Origin of the sequence: Aeromicrobium panaciterrae (assembly GCF_031457275.1) — a bacterium.
Taxonomy (GTDB): Bacteria; Actinomycetota; Actinomycetes; order Propionibacteriales; family Nocardioidaceae; genus Aeromicrobium; species Aeromicrobium panaciterrae_A.
In genome coordinates, this window is record NZ_JAVDWH010000001.1 from 966,731 (window position 1) to 991,124 (window position 24,394).

The following is a 24,394-nucleotide window of genomic DNA, read 5'->3' on the forward strand; positions in this document are numbered from 1 at the left end:
GCATGAACTCGTACGTCTTCGCAGCCCTCGTCGCCGCCGAAAAGCCGCTCACCCCTGAGAACGTCCGGCCGGGGTGGATCGCGATGGTGACGGTGCTGGCACTGGTCGTCGCGACGTACTTCCTCGCGCGGTCATTCCTCAAGCATTCGCGCAAGGCCCAGGAGCCCTGGGAAGGCGAAGACCCGACTGACTGACCTTCGCTCAGTGAGCGCGGCCTTTGGGCATCAACTTGTTGCCGGCCCTGATCGTGTTGATTCGTAGACGGTCAGCGAGTCTGCCCATCGCCGCACTGGCGGCGCCTTCTTCGGCGGAAGGCTCATAGGTGACGGCGTCACCGACGCGTACCGTTCCCGCGTCGACGATGTCGGTGTAGACACCGAAGCAGCGATCGCCATGACGAGCGACGGTGCGAGAGACTTCCGGGTCGGCCACGACGCCGGGCTGCTCCCGCATCGGCACCGAGCACCGTACGGCTGGGATCTCGACACTCAGGGCCATGTCGCCGGCTCGCAGTGTTCCGCCAACCCAGTCCTGCTCGATCAGCCCATCGCCTTCGGTGTCGACGACGATATTGGGACGGAACCGGCGAGGCTGGAAGTCTCCGCCGATGGCGGCCATTGTCCGCAGGCTCGAGGTGGTGAGGACGTGCACCGCGTATGCATCGGCAAAGATCCCGATCGGCGTGGCGTAGATCGAGAGCTGGAGAAGCTTGCGGATCGGAAACATCGAGAAGTCCGGCAGTGGCTCGTCATCCGTGAGTGCCCACTGCGAGCGGATGTCGCGCTTCGATGCCAGCACCCCTCGATAGCCAGCCTTGTCGTTCATGGGCGGCAGCGGGACGAGGGCCACGGACTTGCCGACCAACTCCGTGAGTTTCGCGTTGAGCCGTTCGCGGTCGTCGCTGGTGATCTCGGTGCCATCCGGGAAGGTGACCCGTACGTCGGCGACATCGCCGGGACCAACACCGGCAGGAGGCTCCTCAACGAACCGCGCGCTGCATCCGAGCAGTGCTGGGAGTCGGCGGGCGGTGGTGACAGCGCCCAGCTCGAGGTCGCGAACTGCCCACATGCGGTCGCCATGGAAGGCACGGAGGTCGAGCGTGGAGCTCTGGAGCTCTTCACCGCCCATGGATTTCACTGGATAACGCCATAGGGCGGCCACGCTGCCAACGGTCATCCGTCGACGTTAGCCCTGAAATGCCAGCAAACTTGCGGATCTTCAAAGTTCGTCCGCTCTTTGGCGTCATGGAGTGACCCGTCGCGCGTCTAATTTGTCGTGTGCGCCTCGGAGGGAGGCGGCTCCCGACCGAAGGCGACAGCACGAATGAACCATGCACGTTCCGCGCGCAAGCGCTTTGCAGCAGCCCTGGCGACACTCGTCGCCGCGACCAGCCTTGTTGCGATCGGCGCCGTTGTAGCCGCGCCAGCCCAGGCCGCCACAAGCACCACTGTGGTCAAGACCGTCACGTACAACGGCAAGACGCTGACGCTGCGCATGAAGCCGGTCAAGGTGCGTTCCTCGAGCTATCGGGTTGACGTCCAGCAAGCCGACGGCACGCTCAAGCCGTATGCGGCAGCGGCGTCGAAGGCCTACATCGGAAGTGTTGACGGCGACGCTGCCGCGATCGCCGAAGGCATCATCAACTCCTCGGGTGATTTCGTAGGTCAGGTCGTGTTTGACCGCGGCAGCACGATCTACGTCAAGAACAACGCCGTCACTGGCAACCGCGGCCTGACTCAGCCGACGACGTACAAATGGCCGTCGTCTGGCAACGCATCGCGAAATGCCACGACCACCAGCGGTCAGTTCGGTAGCGGCAGCTACGAATGGAACATCGGTTACGACGTTGCCAACGCGGTGTTTGCTGACGCCCCTATCAGTGGTTCTGTCGCCAAAGCGGTCGAGCAGATGGATTTGAACGCTGTGGCAATGCTTGGCGCGTACGCGACCAACATCGGGGTCCGACCCATGATCGGGCGCGTGATCATCCGGGCAAACGCAGCTCAGGATCCGTACCTCAACAAGGGCCCAGGTGAGAGCCTCCCCAAGATTCAGCCCGAGTGGGACGGGAAGGGCTACACGTACGCCGGAATGGACTCCGCCATGGTGCTGAGCCAAGGCGGCGGCGGCGTCGCTCAGCTCGGCAACGTTGGAGGCCCCGCGTGGGGAGCTTCGGGTGGCCCCGCATGGGGAAGCATCGTCGTGCAGCGTCACGAGTTCGGCCACAACTGGGGTGCGGACGACAATCACACGAACGGCCCCGAAGGCGCGACCATCAACTCGGGCAACCAGTACGACCGTTGGGACGGCACCGAGGTTCGCTCGATGCTGAACACCCGGAACGGGCGACTAGCCAAGTTCCCCAGCCTCGGCACGTTCAGCATTCCGCTGCCGCCGTACGCCTCGCTCGACTTGGTCGACAGCCAGATGTCGAAGGTCAAGTTCACCTTCAATCCGATCGCGAACGATCACGACGTCAACGGTGGGTCGCTGGCCCTGCTGTCGGTCAAGCCGACCAGCAAGCTCGGCGGCACCCTGACCAAGTCGGGGAATGCGGTCACCTACACGCCGCCGACCGTCTCGACCAAGCAGACCGTCGACTGGGCGCAGTACGTCGTCAAGGATTCGACGGGCAAGAAGGCGACCGGCGTGATGTTGTTCCGCGTCGATCCGTACGTGGCTCCGCCCGCTTCAAGCACGTGGAAGCGACACGACCCGGCTGCCGCCACGGGATACCAGCTGACGAACAAGCAGTCCGGTCTGGTCGCCGCTGTCCCCGTCGGCAGCACCGGCCGCCAGTACCTGCGCCAGCGCAAGGGAATCGACACTCGCTCCGTATGGGTGTTCAAGCCCAGCGGTTCGAACCTCAAGATCGTCAACAAGTCGAGCAAGCTGTGTGTCGGTATCGACAAGACGTCGACCGCCTCGGGCGCCCGAGCAGTGCAGAGCACGTGCAGCGGCAAGGCGCATCAGCAGTGGAAGGTCGTCGACCACCCCAATGGGGACCGGGCGCTGATCAACGTCGCCAGCAAGCGTTGCCTGTCGGTCAAGGGCAGTTCAATCAGCTCCAACGCGTACTTGATCCAGACGACCTGTGGCCTGTCATCGGCTCAGATCTGGAAGATCGGATTCCTCCCGATGTCCTCGTGGGCTGCGTACACGCCGCCGACGACGGGCAAGTACGAGCTGGTCAACGCCAGCAGCAACCTGCACGTCGGCACCGCACCTGGTGCGAGCTGGAGTGCGCCGTTCGTACAGCGCGCTGCGGGCACTGAGACCGCGGTCAACTTCCTGGCGAATGCAGACGGTAGCTATCGAGTTCGTCAGGTCTCATCCAACAAGTGCTTCAACGATGAAGCCGGATCGCACGCTCGAGTCGTGCTCTGGGACTGCAACGAGGGCACAGGCGGCGCCAAGGTGCGATTCCGCAAGCACCCCGCTGGCGGCATCGTCATGCTCGGCGTCATCGCCAACGAGTGCATCGGGATCAAGGACAACTCGAACGCGGTTGACGCGCTGCTCGACTTCGCGCCGTGCACGAGCAACGACATCCAGCGCTGGAAGGTCGTCGCGACCCCCTGAGCTCGGGAGGGAGAGCGAGAGGGCCAGGCGACTTCACCGCCTGGCCCTTTCGTTGTCTAGTCCAGTCTCAAAGACTCAACTGCTGGAGTGATCGCCAGACGAACCAGCTGGCAATGATGGCGCCAGCGAAGAGTCCTCCGGCGACCAATACGTCAGTTGAGGTCGAGAACCCTGCGGTGACAGATCCTTCGTTCTTGTACCTGGCGCTGATGATCGAGCCGACTCCGACGGCCAGAAGGTTTGTGGCAAGGCTGACGCTGAGGGTGAGCTTCGCAGCATTCGGCACCGTGAGTCGTGACGCGTTCTTGATCAACGGAATGGACAACGTGGCCGCAACCAATGCCACTCCGCCGACCAGCATGAGGAACGCCAGGTGGTTGGCAGCAACGATTTCATCCCTGAACCCGTAGGCGAACAGAAACGCGACGAAGTACCCGAAGAATCCTACGAGGAGGTTCATTCCGATGGTCAAACCAACCGCGGCAGTCGCGCGTCCCGCATCTCGTCTGGGTGTCACCCGGCCATAGTTCCACGCCGAAAGCGCAGGCCTAGGCTGGCGGCATGCCGAATCGCCTCGCGCAGGCCACGAGCCCGTATCTCCAGCAGCACGCCGACAACCCTGTCGACTGGTGGGAGTGGAGCGACGAAGCATTTGTCGAGGCCAAGAAACTCGACCGTCCGATCTTGCTGAGCATCGGCTACGCCGCCTGCCACTGGTGCCACGTGATGGCGCACGAGTCGTTCGAGGACGAAGTGACTGCGGCGTACATGAACGAGCACTACATCAACATCAAGGTCGATCGCGAAGAACGCCCGGACGTCGATGCGGTCTATATGAGTGCGACGCAGGCGATGACAGGTCAAGGCGGATGGCCGATGACCTGTGTGCTGACTCCCGAGGGTGAGCCCTACTTCGCCGGTACCTACTTCCCGCCCGAGCCCCGGCAGGGCACCCCGGCGTTCACTCAGGTGCTGCAGGCACTGTCGGAAGCGTGGAACGAGCGTCGCGACGAGGTGCTGACGGTCAGCAAGGACGTGCTCTCGCACCTCCGGTCTGACATTGACCCGATCGGCGGAGACCTTGGCGTCGAGCAGCTTGATGCCGCCGTCGAGTCGCTGGCGAAGCAGTACGACGCGGAGTCTGGTGGATTCGGCAGCAGTCCCAAGTTCCCGCCGTCGATGGTGTTGGAGTTCCTGCTCCGCAACGCAGCTCGTACGGGTTCGCAGCAGGCGCTGGATCTCGTCGCCGGTACGTGCGAGGCCATGGCGCGAGGCGGCATGTACGACCAGTTGTCAGGCGGCTTCGCGCGCTACAGCGTCGACCGGTTCTGGCGCGTCCCGCACTTCGAGAAGATGCTCTACGACAACGCGCTATTGCTTCGTGTCTACCTGCACTGGTGGCGACAGACCGCCTCTCCGTTGGCGGCACGCATCGCCCGCGAGACGGGCCGCTTCATCATCGACGAGCTCGGTACGCCGGAGGGTGGCTTCGCGTCGGCTCTCGATGCCGACAGCGACGGGCATGAGGGCACGTTCTACGTCTGGAATCCCAACCAGCTCATGCGCACTCTCGGTCCGGCCGACGGTGCGTGGGCGACTGAGCTGCTTGGCGTTACGGGTGGCGGAACGTTCGAGCGTGGCTTCTCGACTCTGCAGCTGCTGAATGACCCCGACGACCAAGCCCGCTGGGACGACGTACGGGCCAAGCTCCTCGACGCTCGTGCCGGTCGTACGCGACCTGCACGAGACGACAAGGTCGTGGCGTCGTGGAATGGCCTGGCCATCACTGCGCTCGCCGAGGCAGGGGTACTTCTCGAGGAGCCGGACTTCTCAGCTGCAGCGATCCGCGCCGCTGAGTTGCTGGCAGACGTGCACCTTGGCGACCGGCTCGTACGTACCTCGCGTGACGGTGTCGCCTCGACTCACGCCGGCGTGCTCGAAGACCACGGTGCTGTGGCCGAGGCGTTCCTGGCGGTGCTCGGCACGACAGGCGACGCCGTATGGCTCGATCGCGCGCGCGTATTGCTCGATCGAGTTGTTGATCATTTCGCTGACCCAGCCGGCGGGTTCTTCGACACCGCTGACGATGCCGAGGCGCTGGTCGTTCGTCCCAAGGACGTGTCCGACAACGCCTATCCGTCAGGTACGTCGGCGGCCGTTACGGCGCTGATCTCCTTCGCTGCAATCACTGGCGACCATCGTTATCGAGCGGCAGCCGAGTCGGGTATCGCATCGGCCGCATCGGTCGGCACACAGGTGCCGCGGTTCGCGGGCTGGACGCTTGCAGCTGCCGAGGCACTCGTCGCTGGGCCGTTGGAGATCGCAGTCGTGGGACCGGAGCGGAGCGAGCTGCACCGTGCGGCACTCAGCCTGTCGTCGCCCGGCGCGGTCGTGGTTGCGGGCGAGGTTGGCACAGCCATCCCGCTGTTCGAGCAACGCGATCTCGTCGACGGCAAGACGGCAGCGTATGTGTGCCGCGGCTTCGTCTGCGAACGCCCGGTGACCAGCGTCGAGGAACTTCGGGCCCGCTAGTACTGCTGGTAGGCCAGCAGAGAGACACCGATGTAGTGGACGATGAATGCGGCGATCGTCAGGGTATGGAAGATCTCGTGGAAGCCGTACCAGTTGGGCCAGGGGTCGGGCTTCTTGAAGCCGTAGACGACCGCGCCCAGGGTGTAGAGCCCGCCGCCGACCGCGAGCAGCACGATGACGGCAGTTGAGCCGTTCTCCTTGAACTCCGGCAGCCAGAACACCGCTGCCCAGCCGAGCGCGATGTAGATCGGCACGTACAGCCAGCGCGGAGCGCCGACCCAGAACACCCGGAACAGCAGGCCGAGGATCGCGCCACCCCATACGAGCGACAAGAGGAGCCAGGCGTCCTTGGTGTCGAGCAGCAACAGGGCGAACGGCGTGTAGGAGCCAGCGATCAGTACGAAGATGTTGGCGTGGTCGAAGCGCTTCCAGCGTGCTTTGGCCGCCGCTGACCAGCGGCCGGCGTGATAGACCGCGCTCACACCGAATAGCAGTAGGGCGCTGACCATGAACACGGCTACGCCGGCGCGAACCTTGACGCTGTCCGCGACGACCAACATGACGAGGAAGCCGAAGAACGCCAATGGCCACGTGGCGGCATGGAGCCACCCGCGAAGCTTGGGCTTGATCTCCTGCGCCGTCTCCCTGAGACGCTCGCTCACCTCTTGGACAATGCCTTCAGGCTCGCGCTCGCTCATGCGATTACCCTAGCCGCATGGCACTGAGCGACTTGGTCTACGGGGCGTACGAGAGACGGCTCGCCAAGCGACTCGATCCCACGCGACTCCCGCACCACGTCGGAGCCATCGTCGATGGCAACCGCAGGTGGGCCAAGCGCGGCGGTGCGAAGTTTGAGCACGGCTACAAAGCCGGTGCAGACAAGATCTCCGAGTTCGCCACCTGGTGCGATGACCTGGGCGTCGAGATCGTCACCTTGTGGCTACTTTCGACCGACAATCTGCAGCGGCCGGCCGAAGAAGTCGGCAGCATCCTCGCGGCCGTCGAGAACCTCATGGAACGGCTCGCTGGTGAAGGTCGCTGGTCGCTCGCCGTCATCGGAAACCTCGACATGTTGCCCTCGGAGTCCGCCGGTCGTATGAAGAAGCTCGCCGACTCCACGTCGGCTGTGCAGGGCATGCGCGTCAACATCTGCGTCGGCTATGGCGGACGCCAGGAACTCACCGACGCCATGCGGTCTCTGCTGCTTGAGCAGGCTGCTGCTGGTCGCTCGCTCGAAGAAGTCGCCTCGACTCTCGAGGTCGACGACATCGCCGAACACCTCTACACGAAGGGTCAGCCCGATCCGGATCTCGTGATCCGTACGTCGGGTGAGCAGCGCCTCTCGGGATTCCTGCTGTGGCAGAGCGTGCACTCGGAGTTCTACTTCAGCGATGCCCTGTGGCCCGCATTCCGCCACGTCGACTTCCTCCGTGCGATGCGCTCGTACGCCCTGCGCGAGCGCCGCTTCGGCGCCTGAGCGGCCAAGCTTGTCTATGTTCACACGGTGCCGTTAGGTGGCGTGCCGGCGGGCCGCCGGACGTTGGGTCAGGCGGCTTGGCGGTAGTGGTTTCTTCGTCGTCGGAGTGGGTGGTTGTGGCGGTTGGTGAATTGGAAGCCGTCGACGGCGTTGCCGGTGATGTTGAGTAGGCCTCGGTGGAGCAGGTGGTGGCATCTCACGCAGAGTCCGACGAGGAGGTCGAGGTCGGTGGGTCCTCCGAGTGACCACCAAATGGTGTGGTGGATTTCGAGGTGGGTGTGGTTGCAACCTGGTGTGGCGCAGACACCCTTCTGTCGGGCGATGACTGAACGGCGCTGCAACAGAGTGGGTTGGTAGCGCTCGGTGCCGGCGTTGAGGATCTGTGCCTGACGGGCGCCGCCGTGTTGTTTCATCAGGAATGCGGTGAAGTCGGACACGCACAGGAAGTACATGAGCAGGTTGGGGCCGATGGCACCGTGTCCGGCGAGCTTGGCTGGTTCAAGCCGTGGCATTGGTTCGGGGATCAGGTGTGGTTGCTCGGTTTTGGCTTTCACGTGTTCGACAGAAGCTTGCAGGGTGTCGGCATCCACGAACACTGACATGTGAGGCCGTACGCCCTTGTCCGATGGGAGACCGCCCGCGAGGACCGCGGTCAGCAGGTCATCAAGGCCCTGAACCCGACGTTCAGACCCAGAGCGGACATCGTCTTTGTCTCGGGGTGCTGACACCGAATCGAGGACCTTCTTGAGCTTCGACCCGGTGACGGTGTTGAGGAAACCACTCACATGCCAACCGTCGGGGACGGCGTCGACGGTGAAGTCTTCGCGGTCCATGCCTCGTTCCCAGGCCGCGTCGAGATCCTCGGGATGGACTGTGTCCTTCAAATGTTTGACAGCCTCGAACAACTCGCCTGGTTCGTGATCTTTGGCGACTTGGACGAAGACGTCCTCAAACTGTCGCATCGGCTCCAACCCGACGTGCCTAAGCCCGTAGACGAACACCCGTACGTGCGCGGCGCTGACTTCTCCTGTCAGGGCAGCATCAGCCAACAGCGGCAGATCACGGAGGGCGGTCACGTTCTTGACCAGGGCAGTGGCTTGGCCGGCGTTCATCCGCAGCTCGTTGCGCACCCAGGTGTTGAGGGTCGACGCGCCGTCGAGCTCGAAATCCTTGGACGACTCCAGCTTGGCCAGGAGCACAGCCTCCTGAGCATCAATTGCGTCTCGTGCTGCATGTAGTGCAAGAAGCTGAGAGCGCGTGTCACCCGAGACGAGCGTCTGCGCGGCGGTACGCATCGCGTCGATCGTCGGCTGCGGAGTCATGCTCCAACCGTACTCGAACGGGTGTTCGATGACCAGTGGAAAACCCTGTGAATTCAGTGAAAAGCAAAGATTCTTATCCACAAATGGAGCCGCCGTCGGGACTGTCCACAGAACCAGCCGGCGCCCTTGTGTGTGCGCCCTTCGGCGAAGCCGACGACACACAACAAGAGACCCATTGTTAACACGGGGTCGGGCGTGTCTTCCCCAAAAAGTCGGTTTCGCAGGCATACGTTCGAAGTGTGTTGACGCTCGCCCCTGAGCAACGAGATCTGGCCCTTTCCGCCGAGTAAGAGCCGGCGCAGGGCGCGCGCGGGCTCGTATGGGAGACAGCTGTGGCTGCTAAGAAGAGCACGAGCCCGGACCGCCGCACGTACGTCCTGGACACCAGTGTCCTGTTGGCGGACCCCAATGCGGTCAATCGTTTCCATGAGCACGAAGTGGTCATACCCGTCGTGGTGATCACCGAGCTCGAAGGCAAACGGCACGACCCGGAACTCGGCTACTTCGCCCGCAGCGCGCTGCGCTTCCTCGACGATCTGCGCGTCCAACACGGAACGCTCGACAAGCCGTTGCCGATCGGTGACGAAGGCGGAACGATCCGCGTCGAGCTCAACCACACTGATTCCTCATCGCTGCCGTCCGGCTTCCGCCTCGGCGACAACGACACACGGATCCTCTCCGTCGCCAAGAACCTCGCTGACGAGGGCTGCATTGTCACGATCGTGTCCAAGGACCTGCCGATGCGCGTCAAGGCATCGGCCGTGGGCCTGGTTGCGGAGGAATACCGCGCCGAGCTCGCTCTCGAGTCTGGCTGGACCGGAATGCGCGAGATCGAGGTCGAGAGCGTCGACCTCGACACGTTGTACGAGACCGGCATCCTTGAACTTGATGAGGCACGCGAACTGCCGTGTCACACCGGCCTCGTTCTCGTCTCCGACAAGGGCAGCGGCCTCGGTCGGATGACGGCTGACAAGCAGATCCAGCTCGTACGCGGCGATCGCGATGCGTTCGGCATCCATGGCCGCTCGGCCGAGCAGCGTGTTGCTCTCGACCTGCTGCTTGATCCCGAGATCGGGATCGTGTCTCTCGGCGGTCGAGCCGGCACCGGCAAGTCCGCCATGGCTCTCTGCGCAGGGCTTGAAGCAACGATGGAACGCGGTCAGCACAAGAAGGTCGTCATCTTCCGACCCCTGTACGCGGTGGGCGGCCAAGAGCTTGGCTACCTCCCGGGAAGCGAGTCCGAGAAGATGGGGCCGTGGGGCCAGGCTGTCTTCGACACGCTCGGCGCCGTCGCCGCGCCGGCCGTCATCGAGGAGATCCTCGACCGCGGAATGCTCGAAGTGCTCCCGTTGACTCACATCCGCGGCCGTTCGTTGCACGACTCTTTCGTCATCGTCGACGAAGCACAGTCGCTGGAGCGCAATGTGCTCCTGACGGTGCTCTCGCGAATCGGTGCCAACTCCAAGGTCGTGCTCACCCACGATGTGGCTCAGCGCGACAACCTTCGAGTCGGTCGCCACGACGGTGTCGTCGCGGTGGTCGAGAAGCTCAAGGGTCACCCGCTCTTTGCCCATGTCACGCTGACTCGCTCCGAGCGCTCGCCGGTCGCCGCTTTGGTGACCGAAATGCTCGAAGACGTCACTCTCTGACAGAGGGGTCCAAGAACGCGATATCCGCCTGAACGCTGCCCTCTCCTGTGGCAGAGTGACGGCGTGAGCGTTCGAGGGAGACGAACCGCGGCCTTCGGCCTCGTGTTTGCCCTGCTCGCAGCATGTGGCGGCAACGCGAAGCCGGAGTCCACGGTCACGCTCAATTGGTATGTCGGCCCGGATCGGATCGACGCTCAGGCGTTGGCGACGTCGTGCAACACCGCTGACTACCGGATTGTCGTCCAGGAACTGCCGAGGGACGTCGACGACCGGCACCAGACTCTCGTACGACGGCTGGTCGCCAAGGACACCTCAATCGACCTTTTGAGCCTTGATTCTGCATTCACGGCGGAGTTCGCCGAGGCGCAGTTCCTGGCGCCTGTTCCCGAGGACCTGATCCCGATCTACAGCAAGGACATCGTGCCTGCCGCCCTTCAGGCTGCTACGTACGAGGAGGCGCTCGTGGTCGCGCCCTGGTGGTTCGACCCGCAACTCCTTTGGTACCGCGGCAACATCGCCGAGCGGGCTGGCCTCGACACGACCAAGGCAGTGACCTGGGACGCGCTGATCGCCGGCGCCCAGCGCCTGGGAGTCACAGTGCAGTTTGACGACCAAGACGGGTCGGGGCTCAGCGAGTGGGTCAACGCCCTCATTGCGGGCAGCGACGGAGAGCTCATCGCCGGTACGGGTCGCAACGCCAAGGTCGGCCTAGATTCTGACGCAGGCCGCTCGGCCGCTGGCGTCGTGAAGTTCTACAACGAAGCCAAAGTCGGACCCGGTCCTTCGCGCAGTGCTCTCGAAGCCTTTGCGGCCCCAAATGGTGGCTTCCTCCTGGCACCCAGCTCGGTCATCTCCGATCCCGCCGTCGCCGGAGTTGCGGCAGACATGGGCTGGGCGCCGTACCCGATGACGGGCACGACGAGCGTCTCGCCGTTGGCCGGAGTCGGGCTCTCCGTGCCGTTGTACGCACCGCATACCGATCTCTCCTACAAAGCCATCTCGTGCCTGACCGCTCCTTCGGTCATGCGGGCGATCATGAGCAGCGCGGGCCACAGCTCGAGCCGAATCACGACGTACGACGATCCGGCCCTGGGCACGACCTTCCCGATGGCGCAGGTGGCCAAGGCAGCCGTGACGTCAGGTCGCGCCGTACCCACAACGCCTTACTGGAATCTCGTTCGACGTGCGATCGATGACTCCTGGCTACCGTTGGCCGGCGTCAACGACGAGACCCCCAAGAGCTCTCAACGGATGGCCGCTGCGAGCCTGCGAGGTGATCTCCCGTGAAGTTCGTGAAGAAGCCGGCTTTCGTGAGAATGCCGAGCGTGAAGAAGCCAGCTGGCCTGAAGATGCCGGCGTTCAGTCTGCCGGCAGGGCCGAGGTCGTTGGCGGGATGGACGTGGCTCGCGCCGGCAATGGTGGTGCTCCTCGCGATCACTGCCTGGCCCATTGGACGTGCCCTGTGGCTGTCGATGTCGTCGTACTCGCTCACCAACCCCGAAGCGCGAAAGTCCGTGGTATTCGACAACTACGCGGAGATCCTGACCAACAAGACCTGGTGGTTCGCCATTGCGACGAGCCTCATCATCGTGGTCCTGGTTGTCGCAGTGCAGCTGGCACTCGGTTTCGCGTTCGCCCTGGTCCTGCGTCGCCTGTCGATTCTCTGGCCTGTCACTCGCGTGCTGGTGCTGCTGCCGTTCGCCCTGGCCTCCTTCGTCACCGCCGTTGTCTGGCGCGACGCGGCGACCACGGGATTCCTCGCGAGCTGGTTCCGGCTCGACAGCGTGGGCCAGCTCGACCAGCTCGCGGCGGTCAGTCTGGGCGAGATCTGGCGCGGTACGGGGATCGTCGCGGTCATCCTCCTGGCGGGCCTCACCCAGGTATCAAGCCGGCTGCACGCAGCCGCAGTCGCCGACGGTGCAACCGGCTGGCAACGCTTGCAGCGCGTGATCCTTCCGGTCATGGGACCCGCGTTCGCCGTGGCAACCGCCTATCGCGCCTTGGACGCCTTCCGTGCCATCGAGGGCCCCTTGCTCGTGGATGAGCCGGGTGCCGACGTTCATACGGCTCCCCAGCTCATCTGGGACACCACGTTCTCGTCCTTTGAGCTCGGACTCGGCGCTGCGATGTCGGTCGTGCTGCTCGCCATCACCGCGGTGCTCGGTGTGCTCCTCGTACAGCTGTTCCGCGTGAGGAGGGTCGTATGAGCACCGTCGCCTTCGTCCCGTCCGTCCGGTCGCGCCTATGGGCCTCAGGCATCTCATTCGCGCTCGGCTTCACCCTCGCCAACTACGGCATCCTGATGGTGGTTCGCCCCGACCAGTGGTTGTGGCTCGCAGCGGCTGCCGTGCTGATGCTCACGGGTGCTGCCGGCATCCTGTTTGCGGATACCAACCGCTCAGTCTCGTTCTGGGCCGTGCTGGGCCTCGAAGTGTTCGCGATGTTCACGCTGTTGCCCCTGCTGTGGACCTTCACGGTCGCCACGACGCCGGCCGAGCTGACAGCCCGATCGCTGTGGCCGAACGAGGTCTCGTGGGAGACGTTTGGCGATGTGCTCGGCTCGAGCAGCATGCGGCGGGCCGCGCTCACCTCAGTATTGGTCTCAGGTGTGGCGACGCTGATCTCGATCCCATTGGCCATCGCCGCGGCGTACGCGCTCACGCGACTCAAGGTCAAGGGTGGCCGTGTTGCGTACGCGTTCGTCATCTCGGTGCTGCTCATCCCGCTAGTCGCCCTCGCTGGACCGATCGCCGACCAGGTGATCTCCCTCGATCGCTTTGGATCTCGCCTCGCGCTCATTCCGCCGGCACTGCTGATCACCCTTCCGCTGTCCATCTGGTTGTTCGTGACGTTGTTCAAGCGAGCACCCTGGACGCTTGGTGACGCCGTACGTGCCGACGGTGCGAGTCGCCGCCAGTGGTTCACACGTTTTGTCGTGCCTGCTCTCGGCCCCGGCATCCTCCTGATCGCCATGCTCGTGTTCGTGGTCGGCTGTCAGGACTACGTACTCGGTGCCGCCCTGTCGACGACGGATGCGCCGCTGCCAGCATCGCTGCTGACGGCTCGTGGCGATCTCGACACGGCCTCGTCGGCGACGATTGCCGCTGCGGGATTGCTCTGGGCTGTGCTGCCGGTGATTTTGCTTCTCGTGGCACCGCGCAGGATCCACCAACTTCTGGGAAGGTCATACCGATGACGTCGATCGAGCTCCGCAATCTGACAGTGGCTGGCCGTGGTGCCCGCCCGCTGCTCGACGACGTCAGCATCACCGTCCCGTCGGGCTCGACGTTGGCGATCATCGGGCCCTCAGGCGCAGGCAAGAGTCTGCTGTTGCGCGTGCTGGTCGGACTCGAAGATCAGTCGTTCGGCGAGATCCTGCTGGACGGTGTCGACGTCACCAAGGCCAACCCGCGAACCCGTGACCTGTCCATGGTGTTTCAGGACTATTCGCTCCATCCGCAGCTCGACGCGTTCGACAATCTCGCATTCTCGTCGACTCTGAGACGCGAGAAGTCAGTGCAGAGGTTCCGTCGCGGCACCCTCGACAAGAGGGCCATCTCGGACCGGGTCAACTCCGTCAGCGAGTTCCTGGCACTGACTGACCTGCTTGAGCTCAAGCCCGCCGATCTTGATGAGGCGCAGCGCCAGCGCGTTGCCCTCGGACGTGCTCTCGTACGCGATGCGGCTGCGTACCTGTTCGACGACCCGTTCTCCAAGCAGGCGCCTCGCTCGCGCCCGCACGTACGTTCTGTGACGTCGCAGTGGCAGACCGAGGCGGGCCGTACGTCGATCTTCACGACGTCGGACATCGCTGAGGCGCTGACCCTCGCGGATCGCGTTGCCGTTCTGCACCAGGGGTTTGTGCACCAAGTTGGCACTCCGCGCGAGCTCTACGAAGCGCCTAAGGACATGTTCGTAGCCGGATTCCTCGGCTCGCCGCCGATGAACCTCGTGCCGGCCCGGCCGAGCGGAAGTCAGCTGGTCATGCCGCTGGCGACGATGTATCTCGACGACGAGCTGGCCAAGCGAATCGGCGACCGCGACCTTGTGGTCGTGGGCATCCGCCCGGAGGACTGCCAGGAGTCGTCGAGCCCGGCAGCCGCAACCGTCACCGACAAGGTCGAGTTCACCACCCGTATCGACGACGTCGAGTGGCAAGGCAGCACCCAGCTCGCGTACCTCGGCTATGACACCGATCCAGAGGTCGAAGCGCGCTTGAGCGAAGTCGAGGATCTGCTGGACTTCGACCTGTTCCAGAGCTTCGTCGTCGCTGAGCTTGCGGCGGAGAGCACGCTGAAGGCCGGTATGTCGATCCGCGTCGTGATCCCGCGATCGAAGATCAACGTGTTCGATCCTGAGACGGGCGAAAACCTCTCGCTCCCCCAAGACTGAGCATGGATCGCCGACTCTATTCGTCGCGAATGGGGATCCCGGCGGGTCTCGGCGTGGTGTTCGGATTCGCCTACGGCGTCATTTCGCTCGCACGGTTTAACCAGTTCGCGCTCTCATCCTGGGACAACGCCATCTTCGAGCAGGCGGTTCGGGGATATGCACATTTCGGTGCGCCGACGATTGACGTACGCGGCGCCGGGTTCAACCAGCTCGGTGATCACTTCTCGCCGATTCTGGTGTTGATCGCACCGTTCTACCGGCTGTTCCCGTCGGCGCAGACGATCCTGATCGCCCAAGCTGTCTTGCTGGCAGTCTCCGTCGCGATCATCGCGGCGCTGGCGATCCGTCATCTCGGCATGCTCGTCGGGGTGGCGATTGGCCTCGCGTACGGCGCGTCATTCGGCCTGCTTGCCGCCGTTGAGGTCGACTTTCACGAGGTCGCCTTCGCAGCACCATTGCTCGCCTTGGCGGGTGCCGCATACGTGGAGCGGCGCTTCGATGCGGTCGTCGTCTGGTCCTTGCCGCTGATCCTGGTCAAGGAGGAGTTCGGGCTCACGGTCGCGGTGATCGGTGGCGTGCTGTGGCTCGCGGGCGAACACCGGCGCGGGGTGGTTCTCGGCGCCGTCGGCCTGATCTCCGCGGTGTTCATCATCTTCGTGCTGATGCCCTCAATTGCTCCGGACGGCTCCTACACACACGCTGGTTCGCTCGGCGGTGAGCGCGGCATCTTCCCTACATTGTTCGACGAGGTCGACCGCAAGGCCGCGACTGTGCTGCTGACTATCGCCATCACGGGTCTTGCTGCCCTGTTCTCGCCGTGGCTACTGCTGGTGCTGCCAACGTTCGCATGGCGGTTCGCGGGTGACAACGCGTACTACTGGGGCACCGAGTGGCACTACTCGCTCGTGCTGATGCCGATCGTGTTTGTCGCGATGATCGACGCGATGAAGCGCTGGCCGCAGCTGCGCTGGGCGACGCTCCCGGCGCTGGTGGTCACGGGATTCATGCTGGTCAACTCGCCGTTGGTCGCGCTGACCGAGTCGGAGACGTATGCCGAGTCGCAGCGTGGCACCGAGGCTCGCGCTGTGCTTGCGCTGATTCCCAAGGGAGCGAGCGTCGAGACCGACATCGGACTGATGACTCATCTGACGACCGACAACACGGTCTACTGGCTCGGCACACCCGGCAACCCGCCGCCGGAGTACGTCCTGTTCGACACGGCGTCCAACATCGGCTCGCCCGTGGACGCCGTCGCGTACGCGCAGGACAAGTACGGCGGAGAGTACGAGCTGCTGTTCGGCGGGGGCGGCTACTTTCTGGCACATCGGCTCTAGAGCTTCGCGGCCTCCAGCGGCTTGAGTACGTCGTTGGCAAAGCGCTGGATACCGTCCACTTTCTGCTCCAGGCTGCACTCGAGCCCGTGGTAGTACGCCCACGGCATCGTCCACACATCCGTGACTCCGACCTCCTCGGCGGCGGCGAACTGCTCGGGGAGGAACGCGTCGGTGAGTGCCGTGATGAAGCGGAAGTCGCCGTCACGACCGAGTTCGTCGCGGATCTCCGACAGCCGGCGGGCGTGCTTGCCGGCCTCTTCGGTCGAGTACAGGTCCCCGATCCAGCCGTCGTGGCGGGCGGCTCGACGCATCCCTGCCTCGGAGAGGCCTCCGACGTAGATCGGGATCCGCGCCGTCGGCGTCGGCTCCATCACCAGCCGCGGCGTCGGATAGAAAGTGCCCTCGAACGAGTTCCACCCCGGCGACCACAGCTCGGCGAGTAGGTCGAGTGCCTCGTCGGTGCGCTTGCCTCGGGTGCCGAAGTCCTGACCCATGAGCTCGAACTCCTCGCGGCACCAGCCGACGCCCACTCCGAAGGCCACCCGATTGCCGGACAGAGCCGCGACCGTGCCGACCGCCTTCGCGACCTGATACGGACTGCGTAGCGCCGTCACGTACACAGAGGTGTAGAAGTGGATGTCCGTGGTCACCGCAGCCATCGCACCTGCCAGCACCCATGGGTCTGGCCATTCAGCCGAGTGTTCCCAGCGTCGCTTGCCGTCCGGGGTGTACGGGTAGGGCGTGGAGAGCGTCTCCAGGTCGACCACATGGTCGGGGATCGAGATGGCGTCGTACCCGCATTCGTCGGCGACTCGGGCGAGGGTCAGGAGCTCGTCAACGGGCTGAAAGGCGACCGTGATGGAGAAGCGCATGGCTCGACACTAGAGCGCATCCGTTCTAGAGGGGCAGGTACATGACGTGGAGACCGACCAGACCGAGCTCGCGGTGGTCGAATGCCTCGGGCACCGTTCCGATGATCTGGAAGCCCAGGTTTTGCCAGAGCTTGACCGCCGAAGTGTTGGTCTCGACGACCGCGTTGAACTGGATCGCACGATAGCCCTCGGCGCGCGCCCATTCGACCATGTGCACGCCGAGCAGCCTGCCAGCGCCCCTGCCTCGGGCGGCGGGATCGACCATGAAGCTTGCCGTTGCGACATGTGCTCCGCGACCGGGCCGATTCGGGCCCATCTTGGCTGAGCCCAGCACCACATCGTCCTCGACAGCGACCACCGCGTGGCCAGGAGCTGGTTCAAGCCACAACGGCTTGGCGGTGTCGATCGTCAGGTCGTTCGGGTACGCGTATGTCTGGCCGTCCTTGACGATGGAGTCGAAGAACGGCCAGATCAGCGGCCAGTCAGTGTCGGTCGCAGAGCGAATGATCAAGGGTGCGTCATGGACATGACGTCGAGCGCCTTGTCCAGGTCAGCCTCGCTGATGTCACCGCGCTCCACGAAGCCCATCTCGATGACGACCTGACGGATCGTCTTCTTCTCCTTGACCGCTGTCTTGGCGATCTTCGCGGCGTTCTCGTAGCCGATGAAGCGGTTGAGCGGCGTGACAACCGACGGCGACGACTCGGCGAGCTCGAGGCACCGCTCTTCGTTCGCCGTGATGCCGTCGATGCAGCGATCCGCGAGGACCTTGGAGGAGTTGCCGAGCAGACGCATCGACTCAAGCAGGTTGCGGCCGATGACGGGCAACATGACGTTGAGCTCGAAGGCACCCGAGGCGCCAGCGGTGGCGATCGTGGCGTCATTGCCGATGACCTGGGCGCACACCATCAGGGTGGCCTCCGGTAGGACTGGGTTGACCTTGCCGGGCATGATGCTCGAGCCGGGCTGGAGGTCGGGGAGGTTGATCTCGCCGAGTCCCGTACGCGGTCCCGAGCCCATCCAACGAAGGTCGTTGCAGATCTTGGTCAGGCTGACGGCGATCGTACGAAGCTGGCCGGACATCTCGACGAGTCCGTCGCGGGCGCCCTGCGCTTCGAAGTGGTCAACTGCTTCGGTGACCGGAAGGCCGCTGCCCTCGGCGAGCAGCTCGATGACGCGCTGCGGGAAGCCGATCGGGGTGTTGATGCCGGTGCCGACGGCGGTGCCGCCGAGGGGGACTTCAGCCGTACGGGGGAGCGATGCCTCGATGCGCTCGATACCGCGGCGCACCTGCATGGCGTAGCCAGCGAACTCCTGGCCGAGGGTGACCGGGGTGGCGTCCATGAGGTGGGTGCGGCCGGACTTCACGACCTGGGCGAACTCCTTGGCCTTGCGCTCAAGCGACTGGGCCAGGTGGTCGAGCGCCGGGATCAGCTCGTTGGTGGCCGACGCGGTCGCGGCAACGTGGATCGACGTCGGGAAGACATCGTTCGACGACTGCGACGCGTTGACGTGATCGTTGGGGTGAACGGGCTTGCCGAGCTTGCTGGTGGCGAGGTTGGCGAGCACTTCGTTGGTGTTCATGTTGCTCGAGGTGCCGGAGCCGGTCTGGAACACGTCGATGGGGAACTGCGCATCGTGCTGGCCGGTGGCGACCTCGTCAGCAGCAGCGACGATCGCGTCAGCCATGTCCTGCTCGAGGATGCCGAGCTCGGCGTTGGCCTTGGCGCAGGCTGCCTTGATCTGAGCGAGAGCGCGGATCTGCGCGGACTCGATCGGGGTGCCGGAGATCGGGAAGTTCTCGATGGCACGCTGGGTCTGGGCGCTCCACAAGGCGTCAACAGGCACCTTGACCTCGCCCATGGTGTCGTGCTCGATGCGGTATTCGGTCATGAGGCTGACGATATCGCTGCGGCCTCTGCCGCTTTCATACGGCCTAGAACGCGGAGATCGAGCTTGGTGCGCGCTGAGGACGACTGAGTCCTCGTACGATCGCTTCCTGCCCGTGACGTCGCAGCGACACCCCGGCAAGCAGGTGGACGACGTGCTCCACGATGTTGTCGGGGAACTCCGGCAGTGGCAGGCCGACGCTCGCTGCCAAGTCATCGGAGTGCACCACGATCTCCATCGATCTGGTCACGAGGAAGTCATCGGTGGTGAGCGACCAGCCCTGCCACGGGATGTGGATGCAGTCAGGGGAGCGAGGGGCGGCGAGCACCTCGGGCAGGTGTGCCAGCGCTCTAGCGGCCTGGGCGAGCACGGTTGCGTGCCCGTCGGTCGCGGATTCATCGGCCGCGTGCCTGATGGAGAGGTTGGCCTCGTCGTCAGGACCAGCCTTGACCCAGTCGGCCCGCGCATAGTGATCGAGAAGTGCGATGGGAGCTTCGGTAGTTGGAGGCGTGTCGAGCGCTCTGACAACACTGCTGGCCTGCGCCAACAGGTGGTGGGCGAGCCCGCCGACGGTCATCCCGGCGCACGCGCTTTCGTTGTTCCACGCCTTGGCGACTGCGCTGTGACTCGCCAGTGAGAACGCATCGTGGCACGCGTTGACGAACGCCGCGCGATCGATCGGATCCATGCTTACGGAGCCTAATAGGGCTCTGGTTGCAGGCGTGTTTCGTGCTCAGCCCTTGGTTGGGTAGCCGATGCCTTCGGTACGCGCACGCTCCATGTCGTCGGCGAGGTACGGCTGGTTGTACGGCCCAGGCTCACGCAGTCGGTCAATCACGTTCTGGACGGTGACCGGATCCTTGTCCTGGCTCATCTTGACCTTGCAGGTGAATCGGTCGATCGGGATGCGCAGACCCACCGTGCCCCGGGCAATCGGCGGTGCCCATTGTTGGTCGAGCCACATGGGGTCATCGACGTGTTGCTCGAAGTGTGCGACCAGCTTGGTCAGCACGGCCAGGTTGGCGTCGGCATCGAGGATCTCGGGCGTCCCGTGACAGTGGACTGCGCTGAAGTTCCACGTTGGAGCCTTCACGGATCCGGGCTCGTACCAACTGGGCGACACGTACCCGTGCTGTCCCTGGAACACGATGAGCACGTCTCGGTCGGCGAAGTCGTGCAGCTTGTCGTCCGGTCGACCGACGTGGGTCACCAGTACGAGCTCGTCTGTCGTGTCGTCGAGCAAGAACGGGTAGTGCGATGCAACGAACTCGCCCTCGTTGTTGCTGACGATGGTCGCCCAGGGATTGTCGGCGATGATCTGCCGTACGACGGCGACATCGGTCGTCGCGTGGAAGTCGTTGTGCCTCATGAGGACACAGAGCGCTTGGTGTTGCGCTCGATCGCGTTGATGAACGTGTCGTAGAGCTCGGGCGGCAGGTCGTGGCCCATGCCACCGATCTCGATGTGTTCGGCTCCGGGGATGGCGGCCGCGGTGGCCTTGCCTCCCGATCGATGGACAAGTGGGTCCTTCATGCCGTGGATGACAGTGACAGGCAGGTCGAGCTTGGCGAGATCGCTGGTGCGATCCGTCGCACTGAGCACGGCCAGCATGTGACGTACGGTTCCGCTTGCCGACCAGCCACGCTCGTACGTCTCAGTGGCGCGAGCGCGAGTCGCCTCTTCTGCGGCTGGAAAGTTTGGCGACCCGATGACGGCCGAAGCCCGCAGAGACCGAGCGATATAGGTGTCGATGGTGTTGCCAGCCGACGACATGAGCGCCGGGATGACGCGGGGGTTCTGCCAGCCGACCGTACGCTTGCCCGTCGTCGACATGATCGACGTCAGGGACTGGACGCGCTCAGGGTGGGAGATGCAGATCGTCTGCGCGATCATGCCGCCCATCGAGACACCCACCATGTTGACCCGGTCGAGCCCGAGGTGGTCGAGGAGTCCGAGTGCATCCTCGGCGAAGTCATCCAATCCGTACGGAGGGGCGACACGGCCGAGGTAGGCCTTGTAGACCGACGACTTGGAGACTCGATGCTGATCGAGTTTGGTCGAGCGACCGGTGTCGCGGTTGTCGTAGCGGATGACGAAGAAGCCCCGAGCTGCAAGGCGCTCGCAGAAGTCGACGGACCACCAGTTCATCGGTCCGCCCATGCCCATGATGAGAAGCAGCGGAGGATCCTCGGCGTTGCCGAAGGTCTCGTAACAGATGTCGATGCCCGAGGGCAGCGACGCAAACAACTCTCCCGATGAAGTCATGCGTCCTCTGTGTGGTTGCTCAGTGTTCGTAGTCGATCGCGGAGTACGCCTGAAGCTTCTCCAGGCTGTGCTCGCTGGTGATCTTGCGGATCGTACCGCTGCGGGAGCGCATGACGATCGACTCTGTGTAGGCCTTGCCGGCGCCGTAGCGGACTCCGTGCATGAGCTCGCCGTCGGTGATGCCGGTCGCCACGAAGAAGCAGTCATCGGCGTTGACCAGGTCGTTGGTCAGCAGGACGCGGTCGAGGTCGTGACCTGCGTCGATGGCGCGCTGGCGCTCGTCGTCGTCAATCGGCCACAGCTTGCCCTGGATCGTTCCGCCGATCGCCTTGATCGCGCAGGCGGTGATGATCCCTTCGGGGGTGCCGCCGATACCGATCAGCAGGTCGACTCCCGTGTCGGGGCGTGCTGCGGTGATGCCGCCGGCGACATCGCCGTCGATGATGAACTTGATGCGTGCTCCGGCGGCGCGGATCTCGTCGACGATGCCCTGGTGGCGCGGACGGTCGAGTACGCAGACTGTGACGTCACTGACGGAGATGCCCTTGGCCTTGGCGACGAGTGAGATGTTCTCGGCAACTGGCAGGCGGATGTCGACGACATCTGCGGCCTCGGGGCCGGCAATGAGCTTCTCCATGTAGAACACGGCCGACGGGTCGTACATCGAGCCGCGAGGTGCGACCGCCATGACGGACACCGCATTGGGCAGGCTCTTGGCAGTCAGCGTCGTTCCGTCGATCGGGTCGACGGCCACGTCGGTCTCGGCACCTGTGCCGTCACCGACCTGCTCGCCGTTGAACAGCATGGGGGCTTCGTCCTTCTCGCCCTCGCCGATCACGACGATGCCGTTCATCGGTACGGTGTTGATGAGCTTGCGCATCGCGTTGACCGCGACGCCATCGGCACCGTTCTTGTCACCGCGACCGACCCAGCGGCCGGCGGCCATGGCTCCCGCCTCGGTGACTCGTACGAGATCGAGTGCGAGGTTGCGGTCGGGGGCTTGAGAGTCTGGCTGGAGGCGGTCCACGGCCGCATCTTACCGGTACGCCGTGGGGGCCCGCGAAGTCAGGAACGTAGGGTGACAGCGCTGAAACCCAACCAAGGAGCAAGAGCATGAGCTCGACCGGATCGTCGCGTGGCAATCCCTCGATGGGTGACATCGTGCGGTCGGTTGCGGTGCTCGGCGCACTGGTCCTCGCGCTGTGGGGATTTGGCCAGCTCTTCACCAAGACACCGGACTCGAACGTCAAGCCGATTGACTATGTGTCGACGGTTCGCAGCGCACGACCTGCTGCAGAGTTCGCGCTGTTGGCTCCGGCGACGCTGCCCAAGGGCTGGGTCGCCACCTCCGCACAGTTCACTCCGACCACTTGGCACCTTGGAGTCGTGACAGATGACGAGGAGTACGTCGGCCTCGAGCAACGCACGGGCGACGCCAAGCAGCTCGTCGCGACCTACGCGAAGGACAGCACGGCTGCGGGCGAGGTCACGATCGACGGCGAGACGTGGAACCTTCGCGAAGGCCCAGACGGCGAGGTGACATTCGTACGAACCGAGTCGGGTCTGACGACCCTCGTGACCGGTGAGGCACCGAGGGCCGAGGTCGAGGCCTACGTGGCCTCGCTCTCTGCGTCCTGATCGGGCAGTCCAGCCGCAGCAGCCAAGCGCGAGCGAGCACCGTCGAGCCACTGCTGGCAGATCTTGGCGAGGACCTCGCCGCGTTCCCAGAGGGCCAATGACTCGTCGAGGCTGGTGCCGCCGACCTCAAGCTTCTGCACCACAGAGATGAGCTCGTCGCGGGCCTGCTCGTAGGGGATCTCGGGAGTCTCAGCCATGTTCATCCTCAGTGGTGGTGGTCGTGCGTACGCCGACGTTGCCGTCAGCGAGCCGAACGGTGAACTCGGAGTCGGGAGCAACCTGCGCGATCGAGCGTACGACGGTGCCATCGGGCAGCTGTGCCACGGCATAGCCGCGCTCCAGGGTGGCCAGTGGCGAAAGGGCACGTACGCGCGCCAAGTGGTGTCCAATCTCATCGCTTGAGCGGTCGAGTCGATGACCGAAGGAGCGGCGCGCTCTGTCACGCAGCTCGTGGACGACGCCCTGCTGCATGTCGACGACAGTCAACGGGTTGGCCATGACCGGGCGTGAGCGAATCTCGGCCAGTCCGCGTGACTCGCGATCAAGAATCGACCGGATCGCCAGGTTGGCGCGCTCGCGCATCGACGCGACTCCGGCGAGCTCCTCGCGTACGTCGGGGACGATGCGCTTGGCTGCGTCGGTCGGCGTCGAGGCGCGGAGATCTGCGACCAGGTCGAGCAGCGGGGTGTCGGGTTCGTGGCCGATGGCGCTCACCACAGGCTTGGCGACAGCGAACACGGCGCGAATGAGTCCCTCGTCGGAGAACGGAAGCAGGTCCTCGACCGAGCCGCCGCCGCGAGCGATCACGATCAGGTCGACTGAGTCGTCGCGCGAGAGCTCTTTGAGGGCGTCCATCACATCTGCGGCGGAGTTGGCACCCTGCATCAGCGCATGACGGACGACGAACCGTACGTCCGGCCAGCGCAGACGGGCGTTCTTGAGGATGTCGCGCTCGGCGGCTGATGCTTTGCCAGTGATCAGGCCGATGCCGCGGGGGAGGAGCGGGAGGGGCTTCTTGAGGCGTGGGTCGAACAGGCCCTCGGCCGCGAGGAGTTGCTTGCGGCGCTCCAGCTGAGCGAGAAGCTCCCCCTCGCCCTGAGGGCGGATCTCACGCAACTCGAGAGACAGGCTGCCGCGGGGGGAGTAGAACGTCGGCTTGGCGTGCACGATGACGCGCGCACCTTCGGTGATCGGCGTGGGTGAGGCATCGAGAATGACCGAACTGCACGTCGCATCGATCGAAATCTTGGCTGTGAGGTCGCGCAGCGTCAGGAAGCAGACGCCCTGGCGACGGGTGAGCTGGGCGATTTCGGCTTCGACCCAGACGGCGCCGAGTCGGGCGATGTAGCCGTCGAGGAGCTGCGAGATCTGCCGCAGCGGTGCCGGCTTCTCAGCCGACGTCTCGAGTGCCATACGCACACCCTAGGGGGACGGAACGACA

The 24,394-nt window shown here is 64.4% G+C and carries 24 protein-coding genes; 11 read left to right on the plus strand and 13 right to left on the minus strand.

What is annotated here, in order from left to right:
• Nucleotides 1-2 precede the first annotated feature (2 nt).
• Nucleotides 3-194 carry a hypothetical protein gene (locus J2X11_RS05065; protein WP_309967407.1) on the plus strand — a complete coding sequence of 64 codons (192 nt, stop codon included), beginning with the start codon at nt 3-5 and terminating at the stop codon, nt 192-194.
• Between the two features lie 7 nt (nt 195-201).
• Here J2X11_RS05065 and J2X11_RS05070 read toward each other — a convergent pair whose 3' ends face one another.
• Nucleotides 202-1,176: an MOSC domain-containing protein gene (locus tag J2X11_RS05070; RefSeq protein WP_309967410.1), complete on the minus strand. Its 975-nt coding sequence runs from the start codon at nt 1,174-1,176 to the stop codon at nt 202-204.
• Between the two features lie 147 nt (nt 1,177-1,323).
• Here J2X11_RS05070 and J2X11_RS05075 point away from each other — a divergent pair, with 147 nt between their 5' ends.
• Nucleotides 1,324-3,582, plus strand: coding sequence for an RICIN domain-containing protein (locus J2X11_RS05075; protein WP_309967415.1), 2,259 nt, complete (start codon nt 1,324-1,326; stop codon nt 3,580-3,582).
• Between the two features lie 67 nt (nt 3,583-3,649).
• Here J2X11_RS05075 and J2X11_RS05080 read toward each other — a convergent pair whose 3' ends face one another.
• The gene (locus tag J2X11_RS05080) at nt 3,650-4,042 is read right to left on the minus strand and encodes a hypothetical protein (RefSeq protein WP_309967419.1); all 393 of its coding nucleotides are present in this window, start codon (nt 4,040-4,042) and stop codon (nt 3,650-3,652) included.
• Between the two features lie 101 nt (nt 4,043-4,143).
• Between J2X11_RS05080 and J2X11_RS05085 the strand changes: the two genes are divergently transcribed.
• Complete coding sequence (locus J2X11_RS05085; RefSeq protein ID WP_309967421.1) at nt 4,144-6,114, plus strand: thioredoxin domain-containing protein; 1,971 nt, start codon at nt 4,144-4,146, stop codon at nt 6,112-6,114.
• On the opposite strand, the gene trhA is transcribed toward J2X11_RS05085, so the two are convergent.
• A complete protein-coding gene (trhA, locus tag J2X11_RS05090; protein ID WP_309967424.1) occupies nt 6,111-6,812 on the minus strand; it encodes a PAQR family membrane homeostasis protein TrhA in 702 nt (233 codons plus the stop codon). The two genes, J2X11_RS05085 and trhA, sit on opposite strands and share 4 nt — an antisense overlap.
• Before the next feature lie 17 nt (nt 6,813-6,829).
• Here trhA and J2X11_RS05095 point away from each other — a divergent pair, with 17 nt between their 5' ends.
• Nucleotides 6,830-7,591 (plus strand): isoprenyl transferase, encoded by a 762-nt coding sequence (locus J2X11_RS05095; protein WP_309967427.1) that lies wholly within the window; start codon nt 6,830-6,832, stop codon nt 7,589-7,591.
• A 68-nt stretch (nt 7,592-7,659) separates the two neighbouring features.
• Here J2X11_RS05095 and J2X11_RS05100 read toward each other — a convergent pair whose 3' ends face one another.
• Nucleotides 7,660-8,913: an HNH endonuclease gene (locus J2X11_RS05100; protein ID WP_309967430.1), complete on the minus strand. Its 1,254-nt coding sequence runs from the start codon at nt 8,911-8,913 to the stop codon at nt 7,660-7,662.
• Nucleotides 8,914-9,245: 332 nt separating this feature from the next.
• On the opposite strand from J2X11_RS05100, the gene J2X11_RS05105 reads away from it, so the two are divergent.
• The 6 genes from J2X11_RS05105 to J2X11_RS05130 all read left to right on the plus strand — a co-directional run bounded on the left by J2X11_RS05105 (nt 9,246) and on the right by J2X11_RS05130 (nt 16,288).
• Nucleotides 9,246-10,562 (plus strand): PhoH family protein, encoded by a 1,317-nt coding sequence (locus J2X11_RS05105; protein ID WP_309967433.1) that lies wholly within the window; start codon nt 9,246-9,248, stop codon nt 10,560-10,562.
• Nucleotides 10,563-10,625: 63 nt separating this feature from the next.
• Nucleotides 10,626-11,849 carry an extracellular solute-binding protein gene (locus tag J2X11_RS05110; protein ID WP_309967436.1) on the plus strand — a complete coding sequence of 408 codons (1,224 nt, stop codon included), beginning with the start codon at nt 10,626-10,628 and terminating at the stop codon, nt 11,847-11,849.
• Nucleotides 11,846-12,769, plus strand: coding sequence for a carbohydrate ABC transporter permease (locus J2X11_RS05115; RefSeq protein ID WP_309967439.1), 924 nt, complete (start codon nt 11,846-11,848; stop codon nt 12,767-12,769). The genes J2X11_RS05110 and J2X11_RS05115 overlap by 4 nt, the downstream gene beginning before the upstream one ends.
• Nucleotides 12,766-13,758: a carbohydrate ABC transporter permease gene (locus J2X11_RS05120; protein ID WP_309967442.1), complete on the plus strand. Its 993-nt coding sequence runs from the start codon at nt 12,766-12,768 to the stop codon at nt 13,756-13,758. Before J2X11_RS05115 ends, J2X11_RS05120 begins: the two co-directional genes overlap by 4 nt.
• Nucleotides 13,755-14,954: an ABC transporter ATP-binding protein gene (locus J2X11_RS05125; protein WP_309967445.1), complete on the plus strand. Its 1,200-nt coding sequence runs from the start codon at nt 13,755-13,757 to the stop codon at nt 14,952-14,954. The genes J2X11_RS05120 and J2X11_RS05125 overlap by 4 nt, the downstream gene beginning before the upstream one ends.
• 2 nt (nt 14,955-14,956) lie before the next feature.
• Nucleotides 14,957-16,288: a DUF2079 domain-containing protein gene (locus tag J2X11_RS05130; RefSeq protein ID WP_309967447.1), complete on the plus strand. Its 1,332-nt coding sequence runs from the start codon at nt 14,957-14,959 to the stop codon at nt 16,286-16,288.
• Here the strand turns inward: J2X11_RS05130 and J2X11_RS05135 are convergent.
• From J2X11_RS05135 to glpX, 7 genes are read right to left on the minus strand one after another with little or no spacing between them, the layout of a single operon-like run.
• Entirely contained in the window at nt 16,285-17,160 is an 876-nt protein-coding gene (locus J2X11_RS05135) for a TIGR03619 family F420-dependent LLM class oxidoreductase (RefSeq protein ID WP_309967449.1), read from the minus strand. The two genes, J2X11_RS05130 and J2X11_RS05135, sit on opposite strands and share 4 nt — an antisense overlap.
• A gap of 25 nt (nt 17,161-17,185) precedes the next feature.
• Nucleotides 17,186-17,671 carry a GNAT family N-acetyltransferase gene (locus J2X11_RS05140; RefSeq protein ID WP_309967452.1) on the minus strand — a complete coding sequence of 162 codons (486 nt, stop codon included), beginning with the start codon at nt 17,669-17,671 and terminating at the stop codon, nt 17,186-17,188.
• On the minus strand, nt 17,668-19,053 hold the full coding sequence (locus J2X11_RS05145; RefSeq protein ID WP_309967454.1) for a class II fumarate hydratase: 1,386 nt from the start codon (nt 19,051-19,053) through the stop codon (nt 17,668-17,670). The genes J2X11_RS05140 and J2X11_RS05145 overlap by 4 nt, the downstream gene beginning before the upstream one ends.
• A 43-nt stretch (nt 19,054-19,096) precedes the next feature.
• Nucleotides 19,097-19,738 carry a maleylpyruvate isomerase N-terminal domain-containing protein gene (locus J2X11_RS05150; RefSeq protein WP_309967457.1) on the minus strand — a complete coding sequence of 214 codons (642 nt, stop codon included), beginning with the start codon at nt 19,736-19,738 and terminating at the stop codon, nt 19,097-19,099.
• A 45-nt stretch (nt 19,739-19,783) separates the two neighbouring features.
• On the minus strand, nt 19,784-20,419 hold the full coding sequence (locus J2X11_RS05155) for an FMN-binding negative transcriptional regulator (protein ID WP_309967460.1): 636 nt from the start codon (nt 20,417-20,419) through the stop codon (nt 19,784-19,786).
• Complete coding sequence (locus J2X11_RS05160) at nt 20,416-21,315, minus strand: alpha/beta fold hydrolase (protein WP_309967464.1); 900 nt, start codon at nt 21,313-21,315, stop codon at nt 20,416-20,418. Before J2X11_RS05160 ends, J2X11_RS05155 begins: the two co-directional genes overlap by 4 nt.
• A gap of 19 nt (nt 21,316-21,334) precedes the next feature.
• Nucleotides 21,335-22,342, minus strand: coding sequence for a class II fructose-bisphosphatase (glpX, locus tag J2X11_RS05165; RefSeq protein ID WP_309967468.1), 1,008 nt, complete (start codon nt 22,340-22,342; stop codon nt 21,335-21,337).
• An 86-nt stretch (nt 22,343-22,428) separates the two neighbouring features.
• Between glpX and J2X11_RS05170 the strand changes: the two genes are divergently transcribed.
• Complete coding sequence (locus J2X11_RS05170) at nt 22,429-22,953, plus strand: DUF4245 domain-containing protein (RefSeq protein WP_309967470.1); 525 nt, start codon at nt 22,429-22,431, stop codon at nt 22,951-22,953.
• Here J2X11_RS05170 and J2X11_RS05175 read toward each other — a convergent pair.
• Entirely contained in the window at nt 22,926-23,150 is a 225-nt protein-coding gene (locus J2X11_RS05175; protein ID WP_309967473.1) for an exodeoxyribonuclease VII small subunit, read from the minus strand. The genes J2X11_RS05170 and J2X11_RS05175 overlap by 28 nt on opposite strands.
• A complete protein-coding gene (gene xseA / locus J2X11_RS05180) occupies nt 23,143-24,366 on the minus strand; it encodes an exodeoxyribonuclease VII large subunit (protein ID WP_309967475.1) in 1,224 nt (407 codons plus the stop codon). The genes J2X11_RS05175 and xseA overlap by 8 nt, the downstream gene beginning before the upstream one ends.
• Nucleotides 24,367-24,394: the final 28 nt, after the last annotated feature.

Excerpts from the sequence above, each read along its gene's own strand:
- J2X11_RS05085 (WP_309967421.1), top strand. The coding sequence starts at position 4,144 with ATGCCGAATCGCCTCGCGCAGGCCACGAGCCCGTATCTCCAGCAGCAC.
- J2X11_RS05145 (WP_309967454.1), bottom strand. The coding sequence starts at position 19,053 with ATGACCGAATACCGCATCGAGCACGACACCATGGGCGAGGTCAAGGTG.
- J2X11_RS05065 (WP_309967407.1), top strand. The coding sequence starts at position 3 with ATGAACTCGTACGTCTTCGCAGCCCTCGTCGCCGCCGAAAAGCCGCTC.
- J2X11_RS05080 (WP_309967419.1), bottom strand. The coding sequence starts at position 4,042 with ATGAACCTCCTCGTAGGATTCTTCGGGTACTTCGTCGCGTTTCTGTTC.
- J2X11_RS05100 (WP_309967430.1), bottom strand. The coding sequence starts at position 8,913 with ATGACTCCGCAGCCGACGATCGACGCGATGCGTACCGCCGCGCAGACG.
- J2X11_RS05075 (WP_309967415.1), top strand. The coding sequence starts at position 1,324 with ATGAACCATGCACGTTCCGCGCGCAAGCGCTTTGCAGCAGCCCTGGCG.
- J2X11_RS05135 (WP_309967449.1), bottom strand. The coding sequence starts at position 17,160 with ATGCGCTTCTCCATCACGGTCGCCTTTCAGCCCGTTGACGAGCTCCTG.
- J2X11_RS05130 (WP_309967447.1), top strand. The coding sequence starts at position 14,957 with ATGGATCGCCGACTCTATTCGTCGCGAATGGGGATCCCGGCGGGTCTC.
- xseA (WP_309967475.1), bottom strand. The coding sequence starts at position 24,366 with ATGGCACTCGAGACGTCGGCTGAGAAGCCGGCACCGCTGCGGCAGATC.
- J2X11_RS05155 (WP_309967460.1), bottom strand. The coding sequence starts at position 20,419 with ATGAGGCACAACGACTTCCACGCGACGACCGATGTCGCCGTCGTACGG.
- J2X11_RS05120 (WP_309967442.1), top strand. The coding sequence starts at position 12,766 with ATGAGCACCGTCGCCTTCGTCCCGTCCGTCCGGTCGCGCCTATGGGCC.
- J2X11_RS05070 (WP_309967410.1), bottom strand. The coding sequence starts at position 1,176 with ATGACCGTTGGCAGCGTGGCCGCCCTATGGCGTTATCCAGTGAAATCC.
- J2X11_RS05175 (WP_309967473.1), bottom strand. The coding sequence starts at position 23,150 with ATGGCTGAGACTCCCGAGATCCCCTACGAGCAGGCCCGCGACGAGCTC.
- J2X11_RS05150 (WP_309967457.1), bottom strand. The coding sequence starts at position 19,738 with ATGGATCCGATCGATCGCGCGGCGTTCGTCAACGCGTGCCACGATGCG.
- J2X11_RS05125 (WP_309967445.1), top strand. The coding sequence starts at position 13,755 with ATGACGTCGATCGAGCTCCGCAATCTGACAGTGGCTGGCCGTGGTGCC.
- trhA (WP_309967424.1), bottom strand. The coding sequence starts at position 6,812 with ATGAGCGAGCGCGAGCCTGAAGGCATTGTCCAAGAGGTGAGCGAGCGT.
- J2X11_RS05160 (WP_309967464.1), bottom strand. The coding sequence starts at position 21,315 with ATGACTTCATCGGGAGAGTTGTTTGCGTCGCTGCCCTCGGGCATCGAC.
- J2X11_RS05170 (WP_309967470.1), top strand. The coding sequence starts at position 22,429 with ATGAGCTCGACCGGATCGTCGCGTGGCAATCCCTCGATGGGTGACATC.
- J2X11_RS05095 (WP_309967427.1), top strand. The coding sequence starts at position 6,830 with ATGGCACTGAGCGACTTGGTCTACGGGGCGTACGAGAGACGGCTCGCC.